Raw genomic sequence first — 25,579 nt, 5'->3', positions numbered from 1 at the left:
TTCGAACTGGTCGCTCATCCGATTGAAGTACGTTAGGCGCCATGAGTATCCCCAAGCGCGCCGCGGCCGCCGCCGCGGCGACGGTGACGGCCCTGGTCCTGACCGCCTGCTCGTCGTCCGGCTCCACCGCGGGCGGCTCGGCCGGCGCCGGGACCACCCCGGCCTCGTCGAGCTCGCCGGCCGCCTCCGCCCCCGGCGGGGCCAGTGGATCCTGGGACCGGAACCCGGACCAGTCGGCCACGGCGAAGAAGGCCGGACTCCAGATGCTGGGCAACGAGATGCTCCAGGTGCACTACCACGCGCACCTGGACGTGATCGTGGACGGCCAGAAGATCACCGTGCCGCAGTACATCGGGATCGACGAGAACCAGCAGACCATCACCGCCCTGCACACCCACGACCCGTCCGGGATCCTGCACATCGAGTCCGGCGAGGACATCCCGTTCAAGCTGGGCCAGGTCTTCACCGAGTGGGGGCAGCCGCTGAGCACCACCCAGGTCGGCCCGGTCGCGCTGAGCGGGGACAAGGTCGTGAAGCTGATAGTCAACGGCAAGGAGATCGCCGGCGACCCGGCGGACTACGTGCTCAAGGCGCACGACGAGGTCGTGGTCTGGGTCGGGGCGAAGGACCAGACGCCCCAGGTTCCGACGTCGTTCACCTTCCAGGCCGGTTTGTAGGACCGGACTCCGCCGATCGCCGTTGCCGGCCTACGCCAAGTGACGGAGGCGTCCAGACGTCCTGGAGACAGACTTCTGCGACGCCCGGCGGGCCGGATCCGAGGACCGGCAGGTCAGGACGTTGATCAGACAGAACCCTGATCCAGTGTGAGATTCTCCACGCGGCACGGCGGGATAACGGAACACCCAACCTCTGTGCCGCGTGGGGCACGATGCGATACCTTCTAAGGGTGGCGATGTCTCAGGCAAGCGGTCCGACGGGGGTGGGTCAGATGACCCCGCCGCGGCGGGTCGGCGTGCCGCCGCTGAGCCTCGGCGGGCAGGCCGTCGCCGAGCGGCTCGACCGGCACTTCGCAGCGATCGTCGACGCTCCCGCGGCGCGGGGCGACGACAACGCCACCGAGGCCCTGGAGACCATGATCGCGGTCCTGCCGCGCACCGGGGTCGCCCGCGCGAAGCGCACCGAGCGCGGCCTGTGGCTGCGGGCGCCGTTCCGGCGGCTGCGGCGCATCATCGGCCTGTAAGCCTCCTTCGGCCAGGTTATTCTCGGCCGCGTCTTCCTTTGGCCAAGCCTTCCTTCGGCGCCGGTCGGAGCCCAAATTCTGCGGCGGGCGCACGGGCGGATTACGGTTGTCCCATGGCTGACACGACCAACGACGCCGGCATCGGGGCGCGGATCAAGGAGCTCGTCGCCGAGGAGCACCGGCTGCGTACGCACCCGAATCCCACCGACGAGGACATCACCGCGCTGCGCGCCGCCGAGAACGAGCTGGACCAGTGCTGGGACCTGCTGCGGCAGCGGCGGGCGAAGACCGAGACCGGCGGGGACCCGGCCGACGCCAAGGCGCGGTCGGTGCCGGAGGTCGAGGGCTACTTGCAGTGAGACGCGCCGAAGGGCCCGGCGGCACCATGCCGCCGGGCCCTTCCGTGTCCTCGCGCCCGCGTTCCCGGTCCCGGTCTCTGTCCCGGTCCCGGTCCCGGACTCTGCGCGTTCCCGGTCGCAGACCTTGTCAGGCCTCGGTGATCGCCGCGGCCACCGTCTGCCGCGCCGCGCGCCGGGCCGGGACCACCGCGGCCAGCGTTCCGGCCAGAGCCCCGGCCAGGACGTAGAGCAGGAGCTGCACCACCGGGATGGTCAGCGTCCCGCTGCCGGTGGCCTTGCTGAACATCTGCACCAGCGCCCATCCGAAGGCGCCGCCCAGCACGATGCCCAGCGCCACTCCCAGCGTCGCCATCAGCATGGCCTCGGTGAGGAGCATGCGCCGCAGCTGCGCCTTGGTCAGGCCCAGGGCTCGGAGGAGCGCCGATTCCCGGGTGCGCTCCAGGACCGACAGCGACAGCGTGTTCGCGATCCCGATCAGGGCGATGAGGACGGCCAGCGCCAGCATCCCGGTGAACAGGGCGAGGACCTGGTCCAGCCCGCTGGAGAGCTCCTTCTTGTAGTCGGCGACGCTGTTGACGGTGAGCAGCGGGTCGTCGCCGACGGCCTGCTCCACCGCGGTCCGCGAGGCGGCCGGGGTCTGGCCGGGCTTGGCGAGCATGGTGACCGTGTCCGGTCCCGGGGAGGCGACCAGCTTCAGGAAGTCCGGGACCGACAAGGCGGATTCGGGCATCCCGATGCCGGAGTCGCTGTAGGTGGCGACCACCTTCAGCGAGACGGTGCCGCCGTCCTTGCCGGTGACCGTGACGCTCTGGCCGACCGCCGTCTTCAGATCGGCGAGCTGGTTGTCCTGGAGCGCGATGGTGCCGGGCACCACGTCGCTGATCGAGCCCTGCTTCATGATCGGGTTGACCAGGGTGTGGTAGCCGACGGCGTCGATCGCGCCGGTCTGCTCCCGCTGGCCGTTGATCGTCGTCCTGCCGCTGTACTGCGCGGCGACGGTGGACAGCGAGGGCAGGCTCTTGAGCTTGGCCACCATGTCCGCCGGGACGGCGCGGTCGGGCTCGGCCACCACCTGGTAGTCGAAGGGGAAGTGCTGCTCCAGGGAGTCGGTGGCGGAGGCCTTGATCGAGGCGGTGACCACGGTGAACATCGTCACCAGCGTGATGCCGATGGTCAGCGCGGCGGTGGTGGCCGCCACCCGGCGCGGGTTCCGGCCGGCGTTGGCGGTGGCCAGCCGGGCGGTGGGGCCGAGCTTGCTCGGGAGCCAGCCCAGGGCCCGGATGATCGGCGCGGTGATCACCGGGCCCAGGGCCAGGACGCCGATGAAGACCACGCCCGCCCCGCCGGTGAGGACGAAGAAGCCGTTGTCCGGATCCTTCGCCTGCATGCCCAGATAGCCGATGACCAGGCCGACCACGGCCACGGCCAGGCCCAGGGCGACGCGGATCCGGCCTGCCTTGCGCGTCACCCGGGTCTCGCCCTGCTGCGCGGACAGCGCCTGCACCGGGGCGACCCGGGTCGCGGCGCGCGCCGGGAACAGCGCCGAGCCGACGGTGAGCAGCAGGCCGAGCCCGATGGCGTAGAGCGCCGACTCCGGCTTGACCACCAGGTGGTCGCTGGGGACGTCCAGGCCGATGCCGCTCAGCAGCGCGCCCAGGCCCTTGGACAGGCCGATGCCGGCCAGGAACCCGGCCGCCGAGGCCAGGGCGCCGAAGACGAAGGCCTCGATCAGGGTGCTGCCGAACACCTGGCGGCGGGTGGCCCCGACGCAGCGCAGCAGCGCCAGCTCGCGGGCCCGCTGGGCGATCAGGATCTGGAAGGTGTTCTGGATGACCAGGGCCGAGACCAGCGCGGCGATGAAGGCGAAGACCAGCAGGATCTGGCCGAAGCTGTCGCTGTAGCCGGTGGCCTTGTGCGCCAGCTCGGTGCGCAGCTGGTCGCCGGTGTAGATCTGGTCGCCGCTGCCGTCCAGCGCCGGCAGGTCCTTGAGCTCGGCGACCAGCTTGCCCTGGCTGACGCCGCCCTTGGCGCGCAGGGCGATCTGGTCGTAACCGGGCCGGCCGGTGACGTCGAGCGCGGTCGCGGTGTCGAAGCCGACGACGGACCGGCCCTGGTAGGTCTGGTCGACGGAGTTGTCGAAGAGGCCGACGACGGTGAAGATGCGGCGCTTGTCGTCGTGGTCCACCACGGTCAGGCGGTCGCCGACGGCGAAGTGCCGGTCCTCGGCGGTGATCTTGTCCAGCGCCACCTCGGTCGCCGCGGTCGGGGCCCGCCCGGCGGTGAAGTCGAAGTAGGCCAGCGAGCCGTCGGCCGGGAAGGCGATGCCCAGCCCGGTGCGGCCGGACTGCTTGAGCAGCTTGCCGGACTGGTCCAGCACCGGCGCCGGGCCCAGCACCCGGCCCTCGGCCGAGGCCACGCCGGGCAGCCGGCGGATGGCGTCCAGCGCCGCCGGGCTGACGGCGGCCTCCTGGCCCTGGCGGTCGTCGGCGGCCAGCTGCACGCCCTTGGCCGGGACCACGGCGGCGTCGACGTTCTTGGCCAGGCGGGCGAAGCTGGAGAAGAAGGACTCCTTGATGGAGTCGGTGAAGATCAGGGTGCCGGCGACGAAGCCGACGCCGAGCAGCACGGTGATCGAGGACAGCAGCAGGCGCGCCTTGTGCGCCCGCAGATTGGCCAGCGCGGTCTTGAACACGGCTCACTCCCCGGCGGTGACGCGGTCGGGGCGGATCATCCGCAGCTGCGCGGTGACCGAGTCCGGCGTGGGGCCGACCAGGTCGCCGCGCATCCGGCCGTCGGCCAGGAACACCACGCGGTCGGCGGCGCAGGCGGCGGTGGTGTCGTGGGTGACCATCACGACGGTCTGGCCCAGCTCGCGCACGCTCATCCGCAGGAACGCCAGCACCTCGGCGCCGGCCCGGGAGTCCAGGTTCCCGGTGGGCTCGTCGGCGAAGACCACCTCGGGCCGGCTCATCAGCGCCCGCGCGCAGGCCACCCGCTGCTGCTGGCCGCCGGAAAGCTCGCCGGGCCGGTGCTTGAGCCGCGAACCGAGGTCCAGCACCCCGATCACCTGGTCCCACCACTGCTTCGGCGGCTTGAGGCCGGCCAGGTCCAGCGGCAGCAGGATGTTCTGCTCGGCGGTGAGCGTGGGCAGCAGGTTGAAGCTCTGGAAGATGAAGCCGACGCGGCGGCGGCGCAGTAGGGTCAGCGCCTTGTCGTTGAGCTCGGTGAGCTCCACCCCGCCGATCCGGACCGAGCCGGAGGTGGCGGTGTCCAGACCGGCCAGGCAGTGCATGAGCGTGGACTTGCCGGACCCGGACGGGCCCATGATGGCGGTGAACTCGCCCTGGCCGAAGCCGACGGTGACACCGTCGAGCGCGCGCACCGCGGTGGCGCCGGTGCCGTAGGTCTTGACCAGGTCGCGGGCCTGGACGGCGGCGCCGCCGGGCGCGGCGGCGTGCTGTGCGGACATGATGGAACCCCTCCGGAAAGCAGGTGGTGAAGCCGGGATGTGCCGTGGCTGCGGGGCGGATCCGGCCCCAGTGGAAAGGTAGGTTCCGGCGGGGGTCCCGGTCGTCGCCCGACGGGGTGGTGGCGGCGTCACCGGATGGCGGTGGCCCGGGGGCGCCGGATACGACTTGGGTGGGGGGCGGGTGTGCGACTCAAGTCGGGCCGGACGCGGGCGGAGGCGCTTGATCTGCGCAAACGCCGGGAGCGGTTCCGGACCCGGTCCGCCGTCCACGCACTGGACCCGCCGCCCGCGCGGATCGGGCCAAGCCGGGGCGAAAGCCACCCGTTGGAGTGATCTCGGCCGCGAAAGCGCTGATCAAGTAGCCCTCAAGGGCTTACGCTCTACGCGCCGATCCCTGGGAGGGAGGGACGATGCGACGTTGTCAGCACTTCTGCGGCTGCGAGGGGAACCCGGTCGGCCGCGACCCGGACACCGGACTGCTGCTGTGTGCCGGGTGCCTGGGGCGTTCGATCCTGGGCACCGACTGCTCGCTGGCCCGCCGGTACTTCGTGCATGTGCCGGCGCGCTTCGGCGAGGGTCCGTGGGCCGAGCCGCCGCCGCTGCGGGACGGGGACCGGACGGCGGTGCCCGCCGAGTTCGAGGGGTTCTTGACGGTGCGGGTCGGGGGCGGGGCGGTGGAGTGGGATTTTTTGCCGTTGGCGGGGGTGGCGGGTGCGGCTCTGGCGGACACGTCGGAGCCCGCTGAGTCCACGTCGGCGGCCCGGACCGGGAGCGATGCCAGTAGTGCCGGTAGCGCCGGTGGTACCGGCGGTGCCAGTACCGGGCTGCCAGGGATTCCCGGCGTTCCGCGCCCTGCCGGCGTACCCGGGGTAGCGGTGGGGGTGGTCGCCGGCTGCGTCCGTACCGGAACCGCCGCCGCCACCAACCCGGCCCGCCCCCCGAAGGACCCGCCGCCCGGCCCGCTGCCGCCCCCGCCGGGCCGCCCGGTCCAGCCGAACCCGCCCCGCCGCTGAGCATCTGGTCGATCGGCGGCCCGCCGGATAGCCTTGCGGATGGCCTGAACGGCAATCAAGGCTCTCATTCGCAGGGGTGGACGTGACGGGCGCGCCGGGCGGGCGCGGGAGCGGCCGCCGCATCGGAAGCGGCCGCCACCGCGGCCGCTTCGCGGAGCACGCCAAACCGCTGGCGGCGGTGCTGCTCGGCATCGGAGGCGTACTGGCGGCCACCGCCGGCATGGTGACCCTGCTCTGCTCGGACCCGGCCGGGGACCCGTCGTCGGCGGTGACGACGACGATCGCGGACCCGGGCGGGGACGTGGTTGGTGGGGACACGGCTGGTGGGGAGACGGTTGGTGGGGACACAGTCCTGACACCGTCACCCACCTCCCCGACAACACCGCCACCACCCCAGTGGCAAGGCATCCTCCAGATCGACACCACCGGCCTCACCCTGGCCACCATCCCCCCGTCCCCCGACCACTCCGGCACCCCCGACCTCAGCACCGACACCTGGACCACCGCGACCTTCACCGCCGACCGGGGCGCCGCCCGCTGGACCACCGCCACAGCCCCGACCCCCTCCGCCTGCGAGGCCCTGCTCCAACCCCAGAACACGCAACAGGTGACAGCCGTCGACGGCGACGTGTTCTGCATCCGCGTCGCCCACATGTCGTACGACACAGGCCGGCAGTACGCGACGGTGAAGGTCCTGGCACAGGGGCACGACGCGGCGGGCTCGCCGGTCGTGCGGGTGGAGGCGACGGTGTGGCCGGACCTGGGGTGATGGGTACGGGCGGAGCGGGAAGCCCATGCCTCAGCCGATCTTGACCCAATCGGAACAACCGGAAGTCTTGAATGCCTTGTCGGTACTGGCAATCTTCACGGTGGTCTGACCCTTGGGGTTGTCATTGGCGATAATCGAATTGAGGCCACCGTCCAGATCGCGCTCACGTTCCCAGTAGCAGTTCGGGAAGGACGAGTCAGAGGGACCAGTGGTCTTGTACAACCCGGCCTTGATATCGGTGCCGACGACGTAGGTACCGTCCCCGACCCCGGCGGGAGCTGCGGAACTGGGCGCGGGCGCGGTAGTGGTCACGGTGACGGGCGCCGCAGGCTGGGCGGTAGTGGACGCGGTAACGGTGACTGTGGCGGTGACCGACACTGTCGCCGCAGCTACTGAAGGCGTGTCGGTAACCGGATGACGAACCGCGGTTGTCGCCACGGACGCCGCAGCCTTGGCACCATTTGTGTCGCCGCAGCCGGCCGTGACGCCGACGGCCAGCGCAACAACAGCAAGGGCCGCACAGAATGAAGTGCAATTCTTGATCATGACCTCCCCTGACCTGATGAACGAGCGCTCGAAAACTACTCGTCGCGGTCGGTCGATCACATCGGGAGATACCCGCTCGAACATCTAGGCGTTGGCGGAGCCACCGAAGGGACTCGGCTTGCCGTTGACCCGATTCACCAGGAAATGAGCCGCTGAGGGGACTCGAACCCCTAACCACCTGTTATGTCTGGCTTGTCGCCCAGTACCCAGCGCTCCGACCCTGATCGGTCTGACCAGTGGCCGCCCTACCGCGACGCATCGGAAGCATGGAGGCCCGTCCGGTCCCTTCAGGCCCCTTCGGGTGACGAAATGTGTACGACGCCAGCGCACGAGCCCCCGGCCCGACCGGGGGCTTTGTGCTGTCTGGAGACTCCAGCCACGAACGTGCATAGAGATCTATGCGGGAACGTGACTCGTCGTTGACCGACTCCGAGGAGCACGCCTAGCCTCACCAGTGGTGATCAATCCACTACGAGCCAGGGGAAAGCGTGAAGCTGACCAAACTCTCAGGGCCGGACTGCGACAACGACGACTGCCCGGCTGTCTTCATCAGCGACCGGGGGACGATCGTCGTACAGGGGGACGGCGTGAGCCACGCTGACGGCCTCCGTCTCGGCGCCGGAGAACAGGCCGTCGAGATCTCGGCAGACTTGCTGAGGGAGGCGCTGAGTGCGCTTGGTGGGTGAAGCCTGGAGGGCCTACGCGAAGAACTTCGAGCGGTCGGCGTTCCGGTTGGAAGTCCAGCCGACGTACACCATGCCCACTGAGCAAGACAGCGTGCGCCGGTTCCTGGCAGGCGAGCCAGTACCCGAAGGCCACAACTCCGAATGGCACGCGACGGTGCGCGCCAACATCGCAGCGGGCAAGACCATGCAGCGGGTGAGGGTCGTGCGCCAACCTCTAACCGACTACCAGCGCTACGGCTTCGCCTGGTCTGTGCCGGGGAACGTCGCTGCCGGGGAAGACATCCGGGTCTTGGACCTGACCGGAGAGTCGTTGCCCCCGCTCCCCACATTCGACTTCTGGCTGTACGACGAGAAGACCGTGGCGCGCCTCGACTACAACATGGACGGTACGCAGATCGGCCGTGAGCTGGTCGAAGACCCCGACCTCACGCAATACTTCGAATGGCGCGACTACGCATTGAAGCACTCCGTTCCGTTCTTGGAGTTCTTGAACTGATCGAGCCAGAGGAGCAAGCTCAACAGCGATCCGACCTGGCCGCAGCCCTCAAAGAGCTGCGGCTGGCTTCTGGCCTGTCCGGAGAACGCCTGGCAGTGCGGACCGGGATGAGTCAGACGAAGATCAGCCGGATTGAGACCGGCCGGACTCTGCCGTCCGTCTTCGACGTACAGGCCATTGTCAGGGCTCTCGAAGTCCCCAAGCACGAAGCCGACGAGTTGTTGACGTTGGCACGATCCGCCAACACGGAGTTTCACGACGTTCGTTCGTCACGTCGCCGTGGTCTTGAGCACCGACAGCGGGAATTGGCGAAGCTCGAACAGGACTCGCACGAGATCAGATTCTTCCTGCCGACCATGTTGACCGGGCTCCTACACACGCCCGAATACGCCCGAGCCAGCATGACGAATCCGCAGGCAGCGGCCACTGCGAAACGGCTCGAACGTCAGGGCATCCTCTACGACCGTGAGAAGCGTTTCACGTTCTTGATGACGGAGAGCGCCGTACGCTGGCCGATTCTGGGTGCCGAAGGAATGGCAGTGCAGACGGACCACCTGGCATCCGTCGCCAACCTCACGAGCGTCCGCATGGGGGTGATCCCAACGAAGCCGGTCTGCCCGCTGCCATCCCTGTTGAGCGTCTTCGTCGTCTATGACGAGCGGCTTGCCACCGCCGAGACATACGGCGGACTCGTAGTGATGCGCGACCCTCGCGACGTGGCTATTCACCTCGAACGGTTCCGACTGTTCGAACAACACGCGTTTTGGGGTACGGAAGCAACCGACCTTTTGGCCTCGATCGCGGCGGAGTTCCGCGCCCGCGCCTGAGCAAACTATGCGAGTACGTGACTAGCCCTTTCCGGCCTTCGACCTGCGTCGTTATGGTCTAAAAGATCTGAGGCGCCCAGAGGGGAACAGGCCGTAACGATGACAAGCCACGCAATCACCGCCGTGAAGCCGATAACCGGTCCGTCAGAGCCCGGCCGCTACTTCGTCGCCAACCAACAGCGCGTGCCGGTGGCCATGCTCAAGCCCGGACAGTGGGTGCACCTGGACCCCGACTCGGCATGGCACGAGGTCGCGAAAGTGGGGCGGCCCTACGACGCTCCGGTGCCAGGGACGGCCGCCAAACAGTGGCGCAAGTTCGTCACGGTGGAGTTCGCCAACATCCCGGATCAGACGTTCCTGGCCAGCTCGAAGCTGTGGACGCGCAACGATGAGGAAGGCAACTAGGAGAAGCCGGCGACTGGCATGGCGTTTCCGAGTAGTCAGACCAAGATGGTCCCGGCGCTCGTCCCCGAGGGCGCGTTCGTCTTCCGTGATCACGTCGGTTGGGTCCAGGTCGAACGGGTCGAAGAGTGCGGGCCGTTCGTGAAGACCTTCAACATGGGTCATGCGGAGCCGATCCAGTTCCTCAACACCGAGGACGTGTTGGGCAAGTCGCCGTGCACATCAATCGAGCTGCCGAAGGCGGAGCGTGAAACGAAGGAGCCCATCAGTCCCGCTGATCTCAACCGCATAGCTCAGGCCATCGACCTGCGGTATCACGCCTTCGTCATCGTGGCGGCCGGTACTGGCATGCGCTTCAGCGAGTTGGCGGGGCTCACGGTTGATCGAGTGGACTTCCTTCGCAAGACGATCCGCGTGGATCGCCAGCTTGAGCGCGAGGTTCAGGGTCATGGCTTCACGTCGCCCAAGACAAAGGCCAGCATCCGCACCATCCCTGTACATCAGAGCGTCATCGAAGCGATCTCGGCTCACATCGCCCGGTTCGGCAAGGGCGAAGATGACGTGATCTTCTCTGCCGAGGGCGGCAAGAAGCTTCGGTACTCCAACTTCCGGCGTCGTACGTGGGTGTCTGCTGTGGGACAAGTGGCCGGACTCCCGAGCAAGACCGGGATTCACGCCCTCCGCCACTCCTACGCCTCGATTCTCATCGAGGGCGGGGAACAGCCCAAGGTGATTCAAGAGCGATTGGGTCACGCCTCGATCGTCGAGACGATGAACACCTACGGGCACCTGTTCCCGTCGAGCGCCGAGAGGACCCGCGCGATACTCGGTTCCGCGCTCGTTGTCAGCCCGCGTGGTGACGAAATGTGTACGACGAAGGACGCCGAAGAAGCGGCGTGAAGCTCCGCCGCTGGTCAGACCATATTCAGAGAGCCGCTGAGGGGACTCGAACCCCTAACCACCTGTTTACAAGACAGGTGCGCTGCCAATTGCGCCACAGCGGCCGGATTCCGTCATCGGCCGGGGGCCTGACGGGTCCGCCGCCATGGTACCGAACCGGGAGGGTGTTGCCCCAGTCAGTTCTGGTGGGGGTCGGATGCCGTGGGGGTGGTGGGGTTTCTGTCACCATGGGTGGATGTCCAGCGGGAAACAGCGGCTCATCGGGGCCAGTGACGGGGCCACTAAAGGGAATCCGGGGCCGTCGGCGTGGGCTTGGGTGCTCGCCGACGGGGACGGGGCGGTTCTGCGGTGGCGGGCCGGGCCGTTGGGGGACGCCACGAACAACATCGCCGAGCTGACGGCTTTACGGGAGTTGCTGTTGGAGATCGGGCCGGGGGTGGAGTTGGAGGCCCGGTTGGACTCGCAGTACACCATCAACGCCGTGACGAAGTGGCTGCCGGCGTGGAAGAAGAATGGATGGCTGACCGCGGCCAAGAAGCCGGTGGCGAACGCGGAGCTGATTCGGGAGATCGACGCGTTGCTGGCGACACGGGACGTGCGGTTCGTGCACGTCGCCGCGCACCAGGTGAACGGGGACCGGTACAACGACATCGCCGATCGGGCGGCGAGCGCCGTGGCGGTCAGCCAGAAGGGCTTGTCGGGGACCGGGGTCGGGGAGGTGCCGGGGACGCCGGATCGGCCGGTGAAGGCGGCTCGGGCGGCGACGGCGGCTGGGGCTACGGCGAGCGGGTCCGGAGCCGGAGCCGGGGCCGGCTCCGCAGCCAGTAAGAAGCCGATCATCATCAAGGCGAAGTTCGCCGGCACCTGTTCCTGCGGGCGCTCCTACGCCGCCGGAGAGAAGATCGCGAAGCTCGCCGGAGGTCGGTGGGGTCACCCCGACTGCGCCTGAGCCGGAAAGGCCAGGCGAGGCGATAGAAGACCCATCACCCGCGAAACCAAACCACCAGAACGCCAAAAGCGGCGGCGGCCGGGACCGAAGTCCCGGCCGCCGCCGCGCTAACTGCTCTAATCACTCAGCCGGCCGACCGAACCCGGCCGCCAGCCTGGGCCAGCCACAATCCCGAACCGGCCGCCGACCGCCGCCAGCTCGAACTGATCGCCGCCAAACACCGGTTGCCGTTCCAAACCGGCCACCAGCCCGAACCGGCCGCCAACCAAATCCGGCCACCGATCCGAACCAATCGCCGCCAAGAACCGGCCGCCGGTCCGAACCGACTACCGCCAGGAACCGGCGACCGGTCCGAACCGACTACTGCTAGGAACGGCCACCGTTCCGAACCGATAACCGCCAGAAGACCGGCCACCAGCCCGAACCGGCCACCGACCAAACCCGGCCGCCGGTCCGAACCGAGTACCACCAGGAACCGGCCACCGGCCCGAACCAATCACCACCAGCAACCGGCCACCATCCCAACCCAGCGGCCGTCCCAACCCCGCTTCAACACCCCCATCAATCCGTCGGCACCTGAATCGTCCGCAGCTCCCCATCCCCCAGATGCAGCAGCGCCCGCCCCGGCACCACCTGTCCCCCGACCAGGCTCCGCGGAATCCGCGTCCCGATCAGGTCGCCGTCCATCGGCGACTGCGGTGACAGCAGCGCGCCCCGGCGGCCCTTGCGGGCGTCGACGTGCCAGCCGCTGAAGCCGGAGTTGAGGTCGTCCGGGGAGCCGCCGATCACCAGGGCCTGGCCTCGTTCGGCGCCGTAGGTGATGATCTCCTTCAGGACCGTGCCCGCGGGGGCGTCCTTGACCATCTCGGCGTCGTCGATGAGGACTGTCACCGGGCGGCCGGATGCCTGGGCCAGTGCGGTGCGGAGGTCGTCCTCGGAGAGGTCGGCGCCGTTCTCGAACACGGCCAGGACGCCTTGGTCCGAGCCCATCTTGCGGAGCGGGGAGGGGCGGGGTGCTATCAGGATCACCGCGGAGCCCTGCACCACCAGGGAGCGGGCCATCGCCTGGAGCATGGTGCTGCGGCCGGACTTCGGCGGGCCGGCGATCACGAAGGCCGGGATGCCGTCGCCCAGGTCCGGGCCGGAGCCCACCAGTTCGTCGCCGCCGACGCCGACCAGTGCCCACAGCTGCTTGCCGGAGGACGCCTCCTCGCGCAGTTCCCAGGCCTCGGCCAGGGAGATGCGGCTGGGCAGCACGTCGACGCGGAAGGGACGCCGGGGGCGCGGGATCGCCGCGTCGCGGGCCTTGGCCTGTTCGGCGATGGCGGTCAGGGCGGCGGCCTGGGCCTGGCCGGAGACGTCGGCGGTGAGCAGCGCCACCTGGGTCTCCAGGCCGGAGTCGGCGCGGAACGCGCGGCCGATCGCCATCTCGTCCGGGATCTTGCGCGGGTGCAGGCCGATCAGGCCGAAGTCCTGCTTGTCCGGCAGCCGGAAGGACAGCTTGTCCTCGGTCAGCGAGCCCAGGCGGCCGGAGAACACCTGACGGTCGCCGGTGATGATCAGGTGCACGCCCGCGCCCTGGCCCTCGCGCATCAGCTTCTGGATCTGGTCCACCAGCACGCCGCCGTCGATCTCGCCGAGCGAGCCCAGGAAGCCGTCCCAGCGGTCCAGGAACACCAGGATGTGCGGCAGCCGCTGGTCCGGCGACACCGACATGCGCTGCTCGACGATGCCGGCGAAGCCCTGCGCCGCCAGCCGCTCCTGCCGACTGGCGATCTCCTGGTTCAGCCGGCTGATCAGGCGGATCGCCCGCTCGGTCTGCTGCCGCTGCACCACCGCGCCGCAGTGCGGCAGCGCGGTCAGCGGCAGCAGGGCGCCGGAGCCGCAGTCGATGCCGTAGATGTGGACGTCGGCCGAGGACTGGGTCAGCGCGATCGCGCCGGCCATGGTCCGCAGGATCTGCGAGCGGCCGGAGCGCGGCGCGCCGCCGATCAGCATGTGGCCCAGGGAGCCGAAGTCCAGCACCGCCGCGCGGCGGGCCTGGAGGGCCGGCAGGTCGTCGATGCCCCACGGCACCGGCGCCAGGTCGTGCCCGCCGTGCCGGCGCACCGGCGGCACGTCCGAGAGCAGCACCGTGTCCTGCAGGGCCGGCAGCCACGGCGAGTGCTGCGGCGGGATCTGCATACTGGCGTTGGCCTCGCGGATCGCGTCGACCAGCACCTTCAGGTCGGTGATCTCGGCGTCCTCCTCGGCCTTCGGGCCGTCGGGCTTCTTCGGCGGCGCCGCGGCCAGCGTGCCCCAGTCCACCCGGGTGCTCCAGACCGAGGCCTGGCTCACCACGTTGGCCCCGGGGCGGCGGCCGCCGACGCGGCCGGCCTGGAACGGCACCAGCGAGTTGGCGCCGAGCCGGACGTAGGCGCGGCCGGGCGTGGACTTGGAGATGAAGCCGGCCGCCGGGTCGTCGATGACGTCCGTGGACTCCGGCCCGTCGGTCACCCGCAGCGCGATCCGCAGGTTGGTGTTGGCCCGGATCTCCGGCGAGACCACGCCGGAGGGCCGCTGGGTGGCCAGCAGCAGGTGGATGCCGAGCGAACGGCCTCGCTGGGCGATGTTGACCAGGCCGGTGACGAAGTCCGGCAGCTCCCGCACCATCGACGCGAACTCGTCGATCACGATCAGCAGCCGGGGCATCGGCGCCAGATGCGTGTTCTTCTTGCGGATGTCCCCGTAGTCCTCGATGTCCTTGGCGCCCGCCTCGGCCAGGATGTGCTCCCGGCGCTTCAGCTCCGCGCCCAGCGACTCCAGCGCCCGCTCCACCAGGTGGTTGTCCAGGTCGGTGACCATGCCGACGGTGTGCGGCAGCTGGACACAGTCCTTGAACGCCGAACCGCCCTTGTAGTCGACCAGCACGAAGGTCATCGCGGTCGGCTTGTTCGCCACGGCCAGCGAGGCCACGATCGTCTGGAGCAGCTCGGACTTGCCGGCGCCGGTGGTGCCGGCGATCAGGCCGTGCGGGCCGTCGCGGCGGATGTCGATGCCGAACGGCCCGTCGAAGGACTCGCCCAGCAGCGCCATCGTGGTCTCGCCGCCCATCGCCCAGCGCGCGGCCACGGCCTGCGCGGTCGGCGGCTCCAGGCCGAGGACGTCCAGCAGGCGGGCCGAGCTCGGGATGCCGGCCGCCTCCTCGTTGCCGGAGACGTCGCGGACCGCGGCCAGGCCGCGCACCAGGCGCTGGCACCAGACCGGCGACACCGCGTCCGGCCGCACGCCGCGCATCATGTCCGCGCCGACCTGCTGCACCCGCAGGCCCTGCGGCTCGACCACGACGATGGCCTGGCACTCGCCGGGCAGGAAGCGGTCCTCGCCGTCCAGGCAGATCGCGTAGATGCCGACCAGCGGGCCCTGCTGGAGGATCTGGATGACGCCGGGCATCGAGCGCAGCCGGCGCGAGCCGTCCAGGATCACCACGACGTCCGGGTCCTTGAAGCCGACCTTCTCGCCGGAGTTCTTCTGGAGCTCCTTCATGCGCGCCGACAGCTGCTGGGACAGCTCGGCGATGCGCTGCGCGACGGTCTCGGCGTCGGTGCCGATCAGCACCGAGGTGTTCTGCCCGGCGGTCGGCCGCAGGTGCGGCAGCCAGCGCATCCACTCCCAGTCCTGCTGCGCGTGCGAGTCGGTGAGCAGCACGAACTGCACGTCGTCCGGGCTGGACAGGCCCGCGGTCTGGGCCACCAGCCAGCGGGCCAGCGCCCGCGGCGTGCCGGACGGGCCGGCCAGGCCGATGACGCCGCGCTCCTTCAGCGGGATCTTCACCGGGGCCTCGGGCACCGTCCACGCCACCTGGCGCCGGTGCTCGTCCTGCTCGGGGTCGTCCAGCACCACTTCGGAGTCCTGGTCCAGGGTGCCGACCCGGAGCAGCAGGTGGTCGGCGTCCCGGCGGCGGCGCTCCCACAGCCGCTGGCGCGGGCCGATGCCGATGTCCAGCAGGGTCGCCGGGTCCGGGCACTCCTGCCGCCGGTGCGCCCGCTCCAGGGCCAGCGCGTCCCGGGCGTCCTGCTCGATCCGGGCCTTCTTCTGCTCGTAGTCGGCGACCTGCTGGGCGAAGGTCTTCTTGCCGGTCTTCTTGTCCTGCGCGTAGTTGCCGAGCATCATCATCGGCGACATCGCGGCCATCAGCAGGTACTGCGGGCGCTGCATCACCAGCGCCATGACCACGGCCATCATCACCGGCGCCACCAGCATGACGACCGGGAAGGGGCGCTTGTGCTCGTCCTTGACCGGGCTCGGCAGCTTGAACTTGGTCTGCCGGTCCGGCGGCAGGATCCGCGGCGGCCGGTTGTAGTCCAGGAACGCGCCGTCCTCGGACGGCGTCAGCGCGGCGTCCGGCGGCGTGTAGTAGCCGACCTCCAGGATCGTGGTCCCGATGACCAGCTGCATCCCCGGCTTCCACTCGGCCTCGCCGGCCAGCGGCTGCTGCTCCAGGGTCGCGACCACCCCCTCGTAGGGGGCGACGCGGATCATCCCGTGCACGTCCAGGCTGACCCGCAGCGCGAAGTCGGCTATGCCGGGGTCGTCGATCTTCACGCGGTTGCGGCGCGAGCGCCCGATGTCCGCGTAGCCGGGGTTGATCCGGTGCACGCCGCCGGCGTCCGGACCGCCGGCCACCCGGACCTCGACGGTGCCGTAGGGCTCGGCGGGCAGGCAGCCCGAAGGGTTGTGGAGCGACACCACCGACCCCTCCCGCAGCGGGGAGGACGCCAGCGAGTGCCGCTGGTCTATCAGGTTGCCGTCCACGAACAACAACGGGGGCGAACCCGGATGTGGTCCCGTCGCCCCCAACATCCGGCCCAGCTGGTCCGCGACCTGCGGAATCGTAGACTCCCCGTCCGCGTCCAGCAGCGCGTCCATCCAAGCACCCTGGACCGGATCCACCACTGTCAACGTCATACGCATGGTTCGGAAGTCTACGGTCCGCGCCCGCACGGGATAAGGTCCGCCCTGACAGGCCCGGATTCCGGGCCGGATCCCCGTTCCGCAGCCCCCTCACCTAAGGGTGCTCACGGACACTCCGCAGGAGGAGGGCCCATGGAGGTCGGTGTGGCGACGGCGCTGGTCGGAGCCTTGTTCGCCCCCGCACTCGCCCGCACCGCGTACCAGATGTCAGTGGACGCGGACACCCCCGCCCGCGGTACCTGCCGGCACTGCGGAGAACGCCTTCCGAGCGGCCGCGTCCGTTTCACCCTGTGGACAGGGCGCTGCCACTATTGCCGCACGCACCTGGGTCCGCGGGTGTGGCTGTCCGCGATCGTGGCCGCGCTCGCCACCTTCGCGGTGGGATTCCGGGTCGGCAACGATCCGGTGCTGCTGACGTTCATGGTCTTCGCACTGGCCTGCGTCCCCCTGGCCTTCATCGATCTCGCGGTGCGCCGGCTGCCGAACCAGCTGACGTATCCGCTGGCCGCGCTGGGGGTGTCAGGCCTGTTCACCGCCGCCTACCTGTCCCGGGAGTTCACGCCGTTCCTCAGAGGGCTGATAGGGGCGGCGCTGGCCGGCGGCCTGTTCATGGCGCTGGCGTATGCCCGCCCGGACGGCGAGGGCATGGGCCTGGGCGACGCGAAGCTGGCCGGCATCCTCGGCCTCTTCCTCGCCTGGCTCGGCTGGAGCGAACTCGGTCTGGGCCTGCTCGCCGGCACCAGCGCGGCGGCCGCCTTCGGCGTCTACATGCTGCGCACCGGCCGCATGTCGCGCCGCTCGGCCCTGACCTACGGCCCGTTCCTGATCATGGGGGCGTTCCTGGCCATCCTGATCGGCTGACCGGACACGGACCACGCCGGACAGAACACAGAACCTGGAGTACAGAACCCGGATACGCAAAAGGGCCGCCCGCTCAGCGGACGGCCCACGCGCTGGAGGCTGGAAGCCGGAAGTCAGCTCGTCGCCGACGGCTTGTACTGCTCGTAGACCCCGGTGTTCGGCTCGGTCTGCGCCGCCACGGTGATCGCCGCGCCGCCCGCGAGGGTCAGCGACACCGGCGAGGTGTGCCCGGCCTTGGAGCCGGAGTTGGCCAGCACCACCTTGGACCCGGTGGCCAGGTTCAGGGCCCCGTGCGGGGCCACGGTCAGCGCGGAGCCGGTCAGCGGCACCGACTTCCCGTTCAGCGTGATGGCGGTGACGCTGGTGGCCTGGTCGCCGTTGTTGACGACGGTGCCGGTCACCTGCGCGGCGCCGGACGCCGGGTCCACGACCACGACCATGTTCAGGGCCTGCACGTCGCCGGCCGAGCCGGCGGCGAAGTTCGGCTGGATCTGCAGCGTGGCGGCGCCGGGCCCGGCGGCGCAGCCGGCCGCGGTCAGGGCGGTGCCGGCCACGGCGGCGGCGACGAGGACGGAACGCGTCCGGACCGGCGCCCCGATGCGGTTCCTCGACGGGCGGTGGCGGGAGGCGGGCGAGAGGGTGATCTTCACGGCGGAACGGCTCCTAGACGGTCCTACGGCTCACGGGCCTCCACCGCCGGAGCTCCGGTGGCGCCGCCAAAAGTGCGACTTCCGGACCACCCGATCAACGATGGCGACGACGCCAGTCTAAAAGGGCCTCGGATCCGCTCACGGCCCGGGGCCGGGTGCGGGGACGTGATATTGGCGACTCGGGTCCGCCGGGCGCGCCGGAGACGGACGGGACCGGTCCGCACATAGCGGCGTCGAACCCTGCCCGCGCCTGTTGAACGACCGCCGCGAGCAGGCACGCGGCACACCTGGACCGGTGATCGGCGCGTGCGGTCACGCGCCGGCCCGCCGACCTACCAGGGCAGTGCGTAACGGAGCATCCGGCCGAGCCACCGGCCGCACCGGGCGACCGCGCGTCCGGGTGCCCCGGCCGCCGACCGCCAGCGCGCCCGGGTCCGGGCCCGCGCGACCTCGCGCCGGTAGGCCCGCACCTCGGAGTCGAGCTCGGAGATGTCATCAGGGCAGACCACGACCTGGAGGCCGTCGTCGGCCGGTTCGCCGAAGGAACCGAAGGAGGAATCGCCGTTGTCGCGGCCTGGACTGTTCACCTAGCTGCACCCCACCCCACGCGTTGTCGTCGGGAGCCGTAGCGCCATTGTGCGCTTCGGAGAGGCTTGTGCCCAGAGCGGAGGGGTCGGCAATCACGCTTGATTCCACGATTTCTCGAGACCCTCACGAACCGCTCGGCATTCAAGATCAAGCACGGCCGAAAACGGTGATCCGAGATGTCCATCCGATGGCGATTGAGCTGCGCGAGCACGCCGCATACTGGTTTGTCAAGCCCCCACGGGTACGCTGACCTGCGCAAACGGTCTTCAGAACGGGCGTGCAGCGTGGTATCCTGGAGAGCCACGGAAGGGGCACATATCACATGACGTTCAAGGTTGGCGAGACCGTGGTCTATCCCCATCACGGGGCCGCGCTCATCGAGGATATCGAGATCCGCGTGATCAAGGGCGAGCCGAAGGAATACCTGGTGCTCAAGGTGGCGCAAGGTGATCTCACAGTACGCGTGCCCTCTGAGAAGGCCGAGTACGTCGGCGTGCGCGACGTGGTCGACCAGGGCGGGCTGGAGCGCGTCTTCGACGTGCTGCGCGCGCCGCACACCGAGGAGCCGACCAACTGGTCGCGCCGCTACAAGGCGAACATCGAGAAGATCCAGTCCGGCGACGTGATCAAGGTCGCCGAAGTGGTGCGTGACCTGTGGCGCCGGGACCGCGACCGCGGCCTGTCGGCCGGCGAGAAGCGGATGCTGGCCAAGGCCCGGCAGATCCTGGTGAGCGAGCTGGCGCTGGCCGAGGCCACCAACGAGGACAAGGCGGACGCCATCCTCGACGAGGTCCTCGCCTCCTGACGGCCCGCCCGGGCCGAGCGCACCTGGGGCCCCGGCTTCCGGCACGTTCCGGCACGGTTCCGGATTCGACAGGACTTCGGGTTCGACAGGACTCCGGATACGACACGGTTCGAGATATCGCTTGTTCTGAATGTCATTGCCACATTGATAGTCTCAGCATGAGCAGGTTTTCCGGCCCCGCGGCATTGCGCCGTCGGGGCCGGCGCCTTGTTCTGCACTAAAGTCCCGCACCGTGAGCATGAGCACCGCCGATCCCGACCTTCCCGGCCCGGCCGCCGATCCCGATCCCGGCCCCGATCCCGGCCCCGGCCCCGCACCGGTCGCCGCCGACCCCGGCTCCACCGCCGCTCCGGCGCCGCCCGAGCCCGCGCCGGCCGTCGCCGCGCCGACAACCACCGCACCGCCAACCACCGCGCCGACCCACCGCGTGGCGGTCGTCGTCCCGGCCGCCGGCCGCGGCGAGCGGCTCGGTCCCGGCGCTCCCAAGGCGCTGCGCGAGCTCGGCGGCCTCCCGCTGCTGGCGCACGCCGTCCACACCCTGCTCGCGGCGCCCTCGGTGGACGTGATCGTGATCGCCGCCCCGCCGAGCCCGGAGGGCGTGGCCGAGGTGCACCGGCTGCTGTCCGGGCTGGCCGACCTGGCCGAGGCCGCCGGGCACCGGGCCGACACCCGCGTGGTCCCCGGCGGCGCGACCCGGCAGGAGTCGGTGGCCCTGGCGCTGGCCGCGCTGCCCGAGGACTGCACGACCGTGCTGGTCCACGACGCGGCCCGGGCCCTGACCCCGGTCGACCTCGTCGAGGCCGTGATCGGCGCGGTGCACGGCGGCGCGGCGGCGGTGATCCCGGTGCTGCCGGTGGCCGACACCGTCAAGGCCGTCGAGGGCGACCTCGTCACCGCCACCGTCGACCGCTCCGGGCTGCGCGCCGTGCAGACCCCGCAGGGCTTCACCCGCGAGCTGCTCGCCAAGGCGCACGCCGCCGCCGACCCGGCCGCCCCGGCCACCGACGACGCCGGCCTGGTCGAGGCGCTCGGCCTGCCGGTCCGGACGGTGCCCGGCCACGCCGAGGCCTTCAAGATCACCACCCCCTTCGACCTGGTCCTCGCCGAGGCCGTGCTCAGGAGACGCCGATGACCGCCGACCGGCAGCCACCCCCGCCCCGGCCGCTCCTGCCGCTGGTCGGCGTCGGCGTCGACGTCCACGCCTTCGAGGCGGGGCGCGAGCTGTGGATCGGCGGGCTGCACTGGCCCGGCGAGACCGGGCTGGCCGGCCACTCCGACGCCGACGTCGTGGCGCACGCCGCCTGCAACGCCCTGTTCTCCGCCGCCGGGCTCGGCGACCTCGGCGCCCAGTTCGGCACCAGCGACCCGGAATGGGCCGGCGCCTCGGGGCTGAAGCTGCTCGCCGAGGCCGCCCGGCGGGTCCGCGCCGCCGGGTTCGAGATCGGCAACGTCTCGGTGCAGCTGGTCGGCGTCCGGCCGCGGGTCGGCAAGCGGCGCGCGGAGGCCGAGCAGGTGCTGACCGAGGCCGCCGGGGCCCCGGTGCGGCTGTCCGCCGCCACCACCGACGGGCTCGGCTTCACCGGCCGGGGCGAGGGCCTGGCCGGGATCGCGACGGCGCTGGTGTTCCCCGGCCCGGCGCCGTCGTGACCGGGTCCGCGCCCGGGCGGGGCGATCCGGGCCGCCCGGGGCGTCCCACGCCCCCACGAACCGCCCCACACCCGCCCACAACGGCCCCACGATCAGCCCACGTTCGTGGGCGTAATTCGCGGACCCGGCACAACGCCGAAACCCCGTGTGCTAGGAATGGAAACGTGAACCTCATATCCCGCTGCTGCGCCTACGACCCGCGTCGGCGACGCGGTCGAGAACTGCACGTGCAGCGTTGTGGCCGGGGATTCCGGACACACCGCCTCCGCGGCGCGCGCCAGCGCCGCAGATGAGGACGTTGTCGATCCCGGTCTCGACGCCCCACTTGCCCACCTGGTCCGCGCGCTCGGCGTAGGGCCAGGCCAGGTCGCGGTGGAAGATGTGCCCGCCCGGCATCGCCAGCTCGGCCTCCAGGTCCTCGGTGGTCTTGGCCTCCAGACAGGGCTTGCCGTCGGCGTCCACCGCCAGGCAGTCCGCGAGCGGCTCGGCCAGATAGGCGTCGAGCCCGGCCAGCGCGCGCCGCACCATCTCGTCCTTGTCCGCCGCGCCCGGCAGGGTGTGCAGCGAGAACAGCGTCAGGGTCTGCACCTCGGGGCGCTTGACCAGGTCCTTGCCCAGGATCGAGCGGTCGGTCAGGGTGTGGCAGTAGACCTCGGAGGGCAGCGGGTCCGGCAGCTGCCCGTCATGGGACCTCTGATACGCCGCGCGCAGCTGGGCCGCGCTCTCGTCGATGTGGAAGGTGCCGGCGAAGGCCACCTTCGGGTCGGCCCCGGACTTCAGGCGCGGCAGATGGTCCAGCAGCATGTTGATCTTCAGCTGGGTGCCCCGCGGGTGCGGGCCGCCGGGGCCGCCGCGGCCCAGCAGCCGGGTCAGGACCGCGGGCGCCACGCCGGCCAGCACGTAGCCGGCCTGCACGGCCTGCTCCCGGCCCGCCGCGTCCCGGTAGGTGACCTCGGCGCGGCCGCCGCCGGCGTCCGGGTCGATGTGCAGAACCTCAGCGCCGGTGAGGATCCGGGCGCCGGCGTCGGCGGCCGAGCGGTGCAGGGCCTCGGCGACGCTGCCCATGCCGCCGACCGGGACCCGCCACTCCCCGTCGCCGCCGCCCATGACGTGGTACAGGAAGCAGCGGTTCTGCTTCAGGCTCGGGTCGCCGGCCCAGGAGTCGGTGCCGATGAGCGCGTCGGTGAGCACCACGCCGCGCACCGCGTCGTCGCCGAAGTAGCGCTCGACCGCGGCGCCGATCGGCTGCTCGAACACCCACTCCCAGGCCTGCGCGGCGCCCTCCTCGCGGGCCAGCGCCTCCAGCTGGCCGCGGCCGAGCAGCGGGTTCAGCAGGGTCGGGGCCAGGGCCCGGGCCAGCCGCCCGAGCTGGTCGTAGAAGCCCCGCCAGGCCCGGAAGTCGGCGTCGCCGCCGGTCAGCCGGCGGAAGCTGTCCTCGGTCGCGGCGCCGGGCCGGCGCTCCACCAGCAGGCCGGTGTCCCGGCCGGCGCGGCGCACCGGGGTGTAGGAGGAGACCGGGCGGCTGCGCAGCTCGACGACCAGCTCCAGGTTCCGGACGATGGTGTAGGGCAGCAGCGAGACCAGGTAGGAGTAGCGGGACAGCCGGGCGTCCAGGCCCGGGAACGGGGTGGCGCTCACCGCCGCGCCGCCGACCTCGTCGCGGCGTTCCAGCAGGGTGACGTGCAGGCCGGCCCGGGCCAGATAGGCCGCGGCCACCAGGGCGTTGTGCCCGCCGCCGACCACGACGACGTCGTGGCGCGAGGCGCCGGGGCGGGGCGTGCGCTCGGCTCGTTCAGGCAGTGCCACGGTCACGTCGGGAGTCCTTCCCTCTCTAACCCCGATCTTCCCACGTCGCACAGTACTTAACTTCTTGCATCTTTCCTGACGGCGACGCGGTGAGGTATACCAGGCGTTTGACAGTCGGTGCGGAGTACGCGGTCGGCAGGGGTGGGCGGGGTCGTGGACGAGACGCACGAGCAGCGGGCCTGGCGGCCGGCGGCGGAGATCGAGGCCGAGGTCGTGGCGGCCATGGCGGCGGCCGGGGAGGTCCTCGCCGCGGACTCCGGCGATCCTGGCGATCCCGGCGACGAGCCGACCGAGAACCCTGACATGAGGGAAACCATGCTGGTGGAGCAGGTGATGGAGCCCGCCGCCGGCGAGGACGTGCCGGCACCGCGGGCGCAGGCTTCGCCCCCGGTTTTCGGGGCGCCGCCGGATCCGGCACCGACCTCGCCGACGAATCCGGGCCCGGCACCGAGCCCGGCACCCGGCCCGGCCCCGGCCGGGTCCGGCCCGACCCCCGAGCAGATCTCCCGCCACATCGCCCGCGCCGAGGCGCTGTCCGAGCTCGGACGGCGCCAGCAGGCGCTCGACGTCCTCAACGAGCTGATCGTCTCCGGCTGCGAGGACGTGCGGGTCTGGCGCGCGCTGGCCGGCATCTACCTGGAGACCGGCGACGGCGAGAAGGCGCTGCGGGCCGCGGACTGGGTCGTGACCTTCGCCCCCGGCGACGAGTGGGGCCACCGCCTGCGCGCCTCGGCGCTGCGCCTGCTGGACCGGCCCGCCGAGGCGGTGTCGGCGGCCGAGCAGGCGGTCGAGCTGGGCCCGGACGTGTGGCAGAGCCGGGCCAGCCTGGCCGCCGCGCTGGAGGCCAGCGGCGACCTGTCGCAGGCCGCGGAGGAGGCCCGCAAGGCCGCCGCGATGGCCGCCGAGCTGGACCCGGACTACGCGCCGGAGGCCAGGCAGTTCGAGGAGGCCGTCACCAAGTCGGTGGCGGAGGTGCAGGCGCCCGGCGGCCTGGTCGCCGATCTGGAGGCGGTGCTGGCCTCCCGCCCCGGCCCGGACGACGAGAGCCTGGCCCACGTCGGCAGCCTGGTGCTGCGCTCCATGGAGTTCAGCGCGGCGGCCGGCTGGCTGGTGGCCTTCGGCGGCGTCGCCATCCCCGGCTTCAACATCAGGTTCCTGATCCCGCTCGCGGTGCTGCTGGTGCTCGGCGTGTTCCTGGTCGGCCCGGCCCGCAAAGCCGGCCGCGACCTGTGGCGCTACCTGGTCGAGTACCTGTGGCAGGACGCGAAGACCCGGACCGCGCTGATCATGACGGTGGCCGCGCACGTATGGATGATCACCGGCAGCTCGATCGGCCACCTCCAGGGCGGCTCCACGCTGACCGTCGGCCTGCTCAGCCACCTGATCGGGCGCGGCGCGCTGCACCGGAAGGCGCCGGAGCTGAGCCCGGTGAAGCGGGGCGGCGGCGGTGCGGCCGCGGCGGCCGCGGCCGCGAGCGCGGCGGCAGCCGGAACCACTGCCCCGGCCGGGCCGTAGCGCGGTCGGGGCGTAGGGCGGTCGGGGCGTAGGGCGGTCGGGGCGTAGGGCGGTCAGGTCGTCGCAGCGCAGTCAGGCCGTTGTCAGGTTATAGAAGGCCGGGGAATTGCGTTCGTTGCACGATCAGGCTCGTGCCGACCTGCCTGTTGGGACGGATGCCAGCAAGCCGTTCACGTCGCCAGCGGACGCCATGGCTGACCACACGACTGCGGAAGCTGGGGATCAGCAATCGGGACATCCGGAACTCCGCCCTGATCGACATCGCTTCGGACATGCCGCCGGTCGTGTTCAGCAAGCTGCTCGGACTCCGCCAGAACACGGCGGACAACTGGCACCGGGAGGCTGAAGGGTTTGGCGCCGAATACGCGGCGAGCCTCAACCACCAACAGCGGCGGTGACAACATGCCGCGTTCCGGGTTGTCGGCCGTAATCTCTAGCCTGCGGGCATGGGATTCAACGGAGAGGTCCTGGTCGGTCGAGGCGAAGCCTTCATCGGCGCGATCGACCGGTTCTGGAACTGGTACGAAGAGGTCCTTGCTGACTGGCCGCTGCGCGATGGATGGCACGCGGTGCATGTCCGGACGCCAGCCTTCGGCGACGAGTTGGCAGAACTCGCCCAGGCAGTCGACGGCCCAATACTGGCCTGCTGGGTTTTCGAGAGCGATCTGGGACATGTTCGCGGCATCAGCGACGCCGGGCAGTGGGAAGCCTGGCTGAACCCGGCCTATGCGGCACAGCTTCACGCCATGACGGCCGTGGACGAGGAGAACAGCGACGGCTCCTATCCCAGCGGGACGCCACGCCGTCAGGCTCGACGCGAGCAGCTCGAAATGGAGTACGCCGCAGAACTCGACGCCGACCGGCCTGCCGCTGCAAGAGCCGCAGCCGCGTGGGCTGCACAGTCCGGGCTGCACGTTGATGCAGCCCACCTTGAGGAGATCCTTGCGACCCGATGGGAGCTGTTCGCACAGCGAGGCTTCTTCGCGATGCTGGCCGTGCTCGGCTTGGCCGACCCGAAGGATAAGGGCAGTGAAGCGGGCTGAGACCGACTTGCCTCGGCTCCAGGCCTTCCCGATTGCCCGACTTCGAACGACAGCGCTAGCGCCTGAAGCTCTATTCAGCACGTTCTGATAGCCG

At 70.7% G+C, this 25,579-nt stretch carries 25 protein-coding genes and 1 tRNA gene; 18 read left to right on the top strand and 8 right to left on the bottom strand.

What is annotated here, in order from left to right; translation table 11 throughout:
* The first annotated feature begins 41 nt into the window (after positions 1–41).
* The 3 genes from ABD481_RS02475 to ABD481_RS02465 all read left to right on the top strand — a co-directional run bounded on the left by ABD481_RS02475 (position 42) and on the right by ABD481_RS02465 (position 1,560).
* Entirely contained in the window at positions 42–677 is a 636-nt protein-coding gene (locus tag ABD481_RS02475) for a hypothetical protein (protein WP_344663814.1), read from the top strand.
* A gap of 272 nt (positions 678–949) precedes the next feature.
* The gene (locus ABD481_RS02470; RefSeq protein ID WP_344663813.1) at positions 950–1,201 is read left to right on the top strand and encodes a hypothetical protein; all 252 of its coding nucleotides are present in this window, start codon (positions 950–952) and stop codon (positions 1,199–1,201) included.
* Positions 1,202–1,314: 113 nt separating this feature from the next.
* Complete coding sequence (locus tag ABD481_RS02465; RefSeq protein ID WP_344663812.1) at positions 1,315–1,560, top strand: DUF2630 family protein; 246 nt, start codon at positions 1,315–1,317, stop codon at positions 1,558–1,560.
* A gap of 127 nt (positions 1,561–1,687) precedes the next feature.
* Here the strand turns inward: ABD481_RS02465 and ABD481_RS02460 are convergent, their stop codons facing one another.
* Together ABD481_RS02460 and ABD481_RS02455 are read right to left on the bottom strand one after the other, a co-directional pair.
* Complete coding sequence (locus ABD481_RS02460; protein WP_344663811.1) at positions 1,688–4,252, bottom strand: ABC transporter permease; 2,565 nt, start codon at positions 4,250–4,252, stop codon at positions 1,688–1,690.
* A gap of 3 nt (positions 4,253–4,255) precedes the next feature.
* Positions 4,256–5,029: an ABC transporter ATP-binding protein gene (locus ABD481_RS02455; protein ID WP_344663810.1), complete on the bottom strand. Its 774-nt coding sequence runs from the start codon at positions 5,027–5,029 to the stop codon at positions 4,256–4,258.
* A 410-nt stretch (positions 5,030–5,439) separates the two neighbouring features.
* Here ABD481_RS02455 and ABD481_RS02450 point away from each other — a divergent pair, with 410 nt between their 5' ends.
* Both ABD481_RS02450 and ABD481_RS02445 read left to right on the top strand, forming a co-directional pair.
* A complete protein-coding gene (locus ABD481_RS02450) occupies positions 5,440–6,042 on the top strand; it encodes a hypothetical protein (protein ID WP_344663809.1) in 603 nt (200 codons plus the stop codon).
* 82 nt (positions 6,043–6,124) lie between these two features.
* Positions 6,125–6,811: a hypothetical protein gene (locus ABD481_RS02445; RefSeq protein ID WP_344663808.1), complete on the top strand. Its 687-nt coding sequence runs from the start codon at positions 6,125–6,127 to the stop codon at positions 6,809–6,811.
* 30 nt (positions 6,812–6,841) lie between these two features.
* Here the strand turns inward: ABD481_RS02445 and ABD481_RS02440 are convergent, their stop codons facing one another.
* The gene (locus ABD481_RS02440; protein WP_344663807.1) at positions 6,842–7,357 is read right to left on the bottom strand and encodes an Rv1352/Rv1906c domain-containing protein; all 516 of its coding nucleotides are present in this window, start codon (positions 7,355–7,357) and stop codon (positions 6,842–6,844) included.
* Positions 7,358–7,845: 488 nt separating this feature from the next.
* Between ABD481_RS02440 and ABD481_RS02435 the strand changes: the two genes are divergently transcribed.
* From ABD481_RS02435 to ABD481_RS02415, 5 genes are all read left to right on the top strand, one after another.
* Entirely contained in the window at positions 7,846–8,043 is a 198-nt protein-coding gene (locus ABD481_RS02435; RefSeq protein WP_344663806.1) for a hypothetical protein, read from the top strand.
* A complete protein-coding gene (locus ABD481_RS02430; protein ID WP_344663805.1) occupies positions 8,027–8,539 on the top strand; it encodes a DUF6879 family protein in 513 nt (170 codons plus the stop codon). Before ABD481_RS02435 ends, ABD481_RS02430 begins: the two co-directional genes overlap by 17 nt.
* A complete protein-coding gene (locus ABD481_RS02425; RefSeq protein WP_344663804.1) occupies positions 8,485–9,366 on the top strand; it encodes a helix-turn-helix domain-containing protein in 882 nt (293 codons plus the stop codon). The genes ABD481_RS02430 and ABD481_RS02425 overlap by 55 nt, the downstream gene beginning before the upstream one ends.
* A gap of 99 nt (positions 9,367–9,465) precedes the next feature.
* Complete coding sequence (locus tag ABD481_RS02420) at positions 9,466–9,771, top strand: hypothetical protein (protein WP_344663803.1); 306 nt, start codon at positions 9,466–9,468, stop codon at positions 9,769–9,771.
* 18 nt (positions 9,772–9,789) lie between these two features.
* Positions 9,790–10,668 (top strand): tyrosine-type recombinase/integrase, encoded by an 879-nt coding sequence (locus ABD481_RS02415; protein ID WP_344663802.1) that lies wholly within the window; start codon positions 9,790–9,792, stop codon positions 10,666–10,668.
* A 31-nt stretch (positions 10,669–10,699) separates the two neighbouring features.
* Here ABD481_RS02415 and ABD481_RS02410 read toward each other — a convergent pair.
* Positions 10,700–10,772, bottom strand: a tRNA-Thr gene (locus ABD481_RS02410).
* A 131-nt stretch (positions 10,773–10,903) separates the two neighbouring features.
* On the opposite strand from ABD481_RS02410, the gene ABD481_RS02405 reads away from it, so the two are divergent.
* Complete coding sequence (locus tag ABD481_RS02405) at positions 10,904–11,617, top strand: ribonuclease H family protein (RefSeq protein ID WP_344663801.1); 714 nt, start codon at positions 10,904–10,906, stop codon at positions 11,615–11,617.
* Between the two features lie 561 nt (positions 11,618–12,178).
* On the opposite strand, the gene ABD481_RS02400 is transcribed toward ABD481_RS02405, so the two are convergent.
* Positions 12,179–16,570, bottom strand: a complete 4,392-nt coding sequence (locus ABD481_RS02400; protein ID WP_344663800.1) for a type VII secretion EssC family protein — start codon at positions 16,568–16,570, stop codon at positions 12,179–12,181.
* A 132-nt stretch (positions 16,571–16,702) separates the two neighbouring features.
* On the opposite strand from ABD481_RS02400, the gene ABD481_RS02395 reads away from it, so the two are divergent.
* Positions 16,703–17,431 carry a prepilin peptidase gene (locus tag ABD481_RS02395; RefSeq protein ID WP_344663799.1) on the top strand — a complete coding sequence of 243 codons (729 nt, stop codon included), beginning with the start codon at positions 16,703–16,705 and terminating at the stop codon, positions 17,429–17,431.
* A gap of 113 nt (positions 17,432–17,544) precedes the next feature.
* Here ABD481_RS02395 and ABD481_RS02390 read toward each other — a convergent pair whose 3' ends face one another.
* Both ABD481_RS02390 and ABD481_RS02385 read right to left on the bottom strand, forming a co-directional pair.
* Entirely contained in the window at positions 17,545–18,081 is a 537-nt protein-coding gene (locus tag ABD481_RS02390) for a hypothetical protein (RefSeq protein WP_344663798.1), read from the bottom strand.
* Positions 18,082–18,413: 332 nt separating this feature from the next.
* A complete protein-coding gene (locus ABD481_RS02385) occupies positions 18,414–18,668 on the bottom strand; it encodes a hypothetical protein (protein WP_344663797.1) in 255 nt (84 codons plus the stop codon).
* 323 nt (positions 18,669–18,991) lie between these two features.
* Here ABD481_RS02385 and ABD481_RS02380 point away from each other — a divergent pair, with 323 nt between their 5' ends.
* The 3 genes from ABD481_RS02380 to ispF all read left to right on the top strand — a co-directional run bounded on the left by ABD481_RS02380 (position 18,992) and on the right by ispF (position 21,121).
* A complete protein-coding gene (locus ABD481_RS02380) occupies positions 18,992–19,474 on the top strand; it encodes a CarD family transcriptional regulator (RefSeq protein ID WP_015796693.1) in 483 nt (160 codons plus the stop codon).
* 232 nt (positions 19,475–19,706) lie between these two features.
* Positions 19,707–20,606 (top strand): 2-C-methyl-D-erythritol 4-phosphate cytidylyltransferase, encoded by a 900-nt coding sequence (ispD, locus tag ABD481_RS02375; RefSeq protein ID WP_344663796.1) that lies wholly within the window; start codon positions 19,707–19,709, stop codon positions 20,604–20,606.
* Positions 20,603–21,121, top strand: a complete 519-nt coding sequence (ispF, locus tag ABD481_RS02370; RefSeq protein WP_344663795.1) for a 2-C-methyl-D-erythritol 2,4-cyclodiphosphate synthase — start codon at positions 20,603–20,605, stop codon at positions 21,119–21,121. Before ispD ends, ispF begins: the two co-directional genes overlap by 4 nt.
* Before the next feature lie 171 nt (positions 21,122–21,292).
* On the opposite strand, the gene ABD481_RS02365 is transcribed toward ispF, so the two are convergent.
* Entirely contained in the window at positions 21,293–22,927 is a 1,635-nt protein-coding gene (locus ABD481_RS02365) for a phytoene desaturase family protein (RefSeq protein ID WP_344663920.1), read from the bottom strand.
* Between the two features lie 153 nt (positions 22,928–23,080).
* Between ABD481_RS02365 and ABD481_RS02360 the strand changes: the two genes are divergently transcribed.
* The 3 genes from ABD481_RS02360 to ABD481_RS02350 all read left to right on the top strand — a co-directional run bounded on the left by ABD481_RS02360 (position 23,081) and on the right by ABD481_RS02350 (position 25,485).
* A complete protein-coding gene (locus ABD481_RS02360) occupies positions 23,081–24,442 on the top strand; it encodes a tetratricopeptide repeat protein (RefSeq protein WP_344663794.1) in 1,362 nt (453 codons plus the stop codon).
* 131 nt (positions 24,443–24,573) lie between these two features.
* Complete coding sequence (locus ABD481_RS02355; protein WP_344663793.1) at positions 24,574–24,840, top strand: hypothetical protein; 267 nt, start codon at positions 24,574–24,576, stop codon at positions 24,838–24,840.
* Positions 24,841–24,888: 48 nt separating this feature from the next.
* On the top strand, positions 24,889–25,485 hold the full coding sequence (locus ABD481_RS02350; protein WP_344663792.1) for a hypothetical protein: 597 nt from the start codon (positions 24,889–24,891) through the stop codon (positions 25,483–25,485).
* Positions 25,486–25,579 lie beyond the last annotated feature (94 nt).

The organism is Catenulispora yoronensis (assembly GCF_039531695.1).
GTDB classification, from domain to species: Bacteria; Actinomycetota; Actinomycetes; order Streptomycetales; family Catenulisporaceae; genus Catenulispora; species Catenulispora yoronensis.
This window is presented reverse-complemented; position numbering and strand designations above follow the sequence as displayed.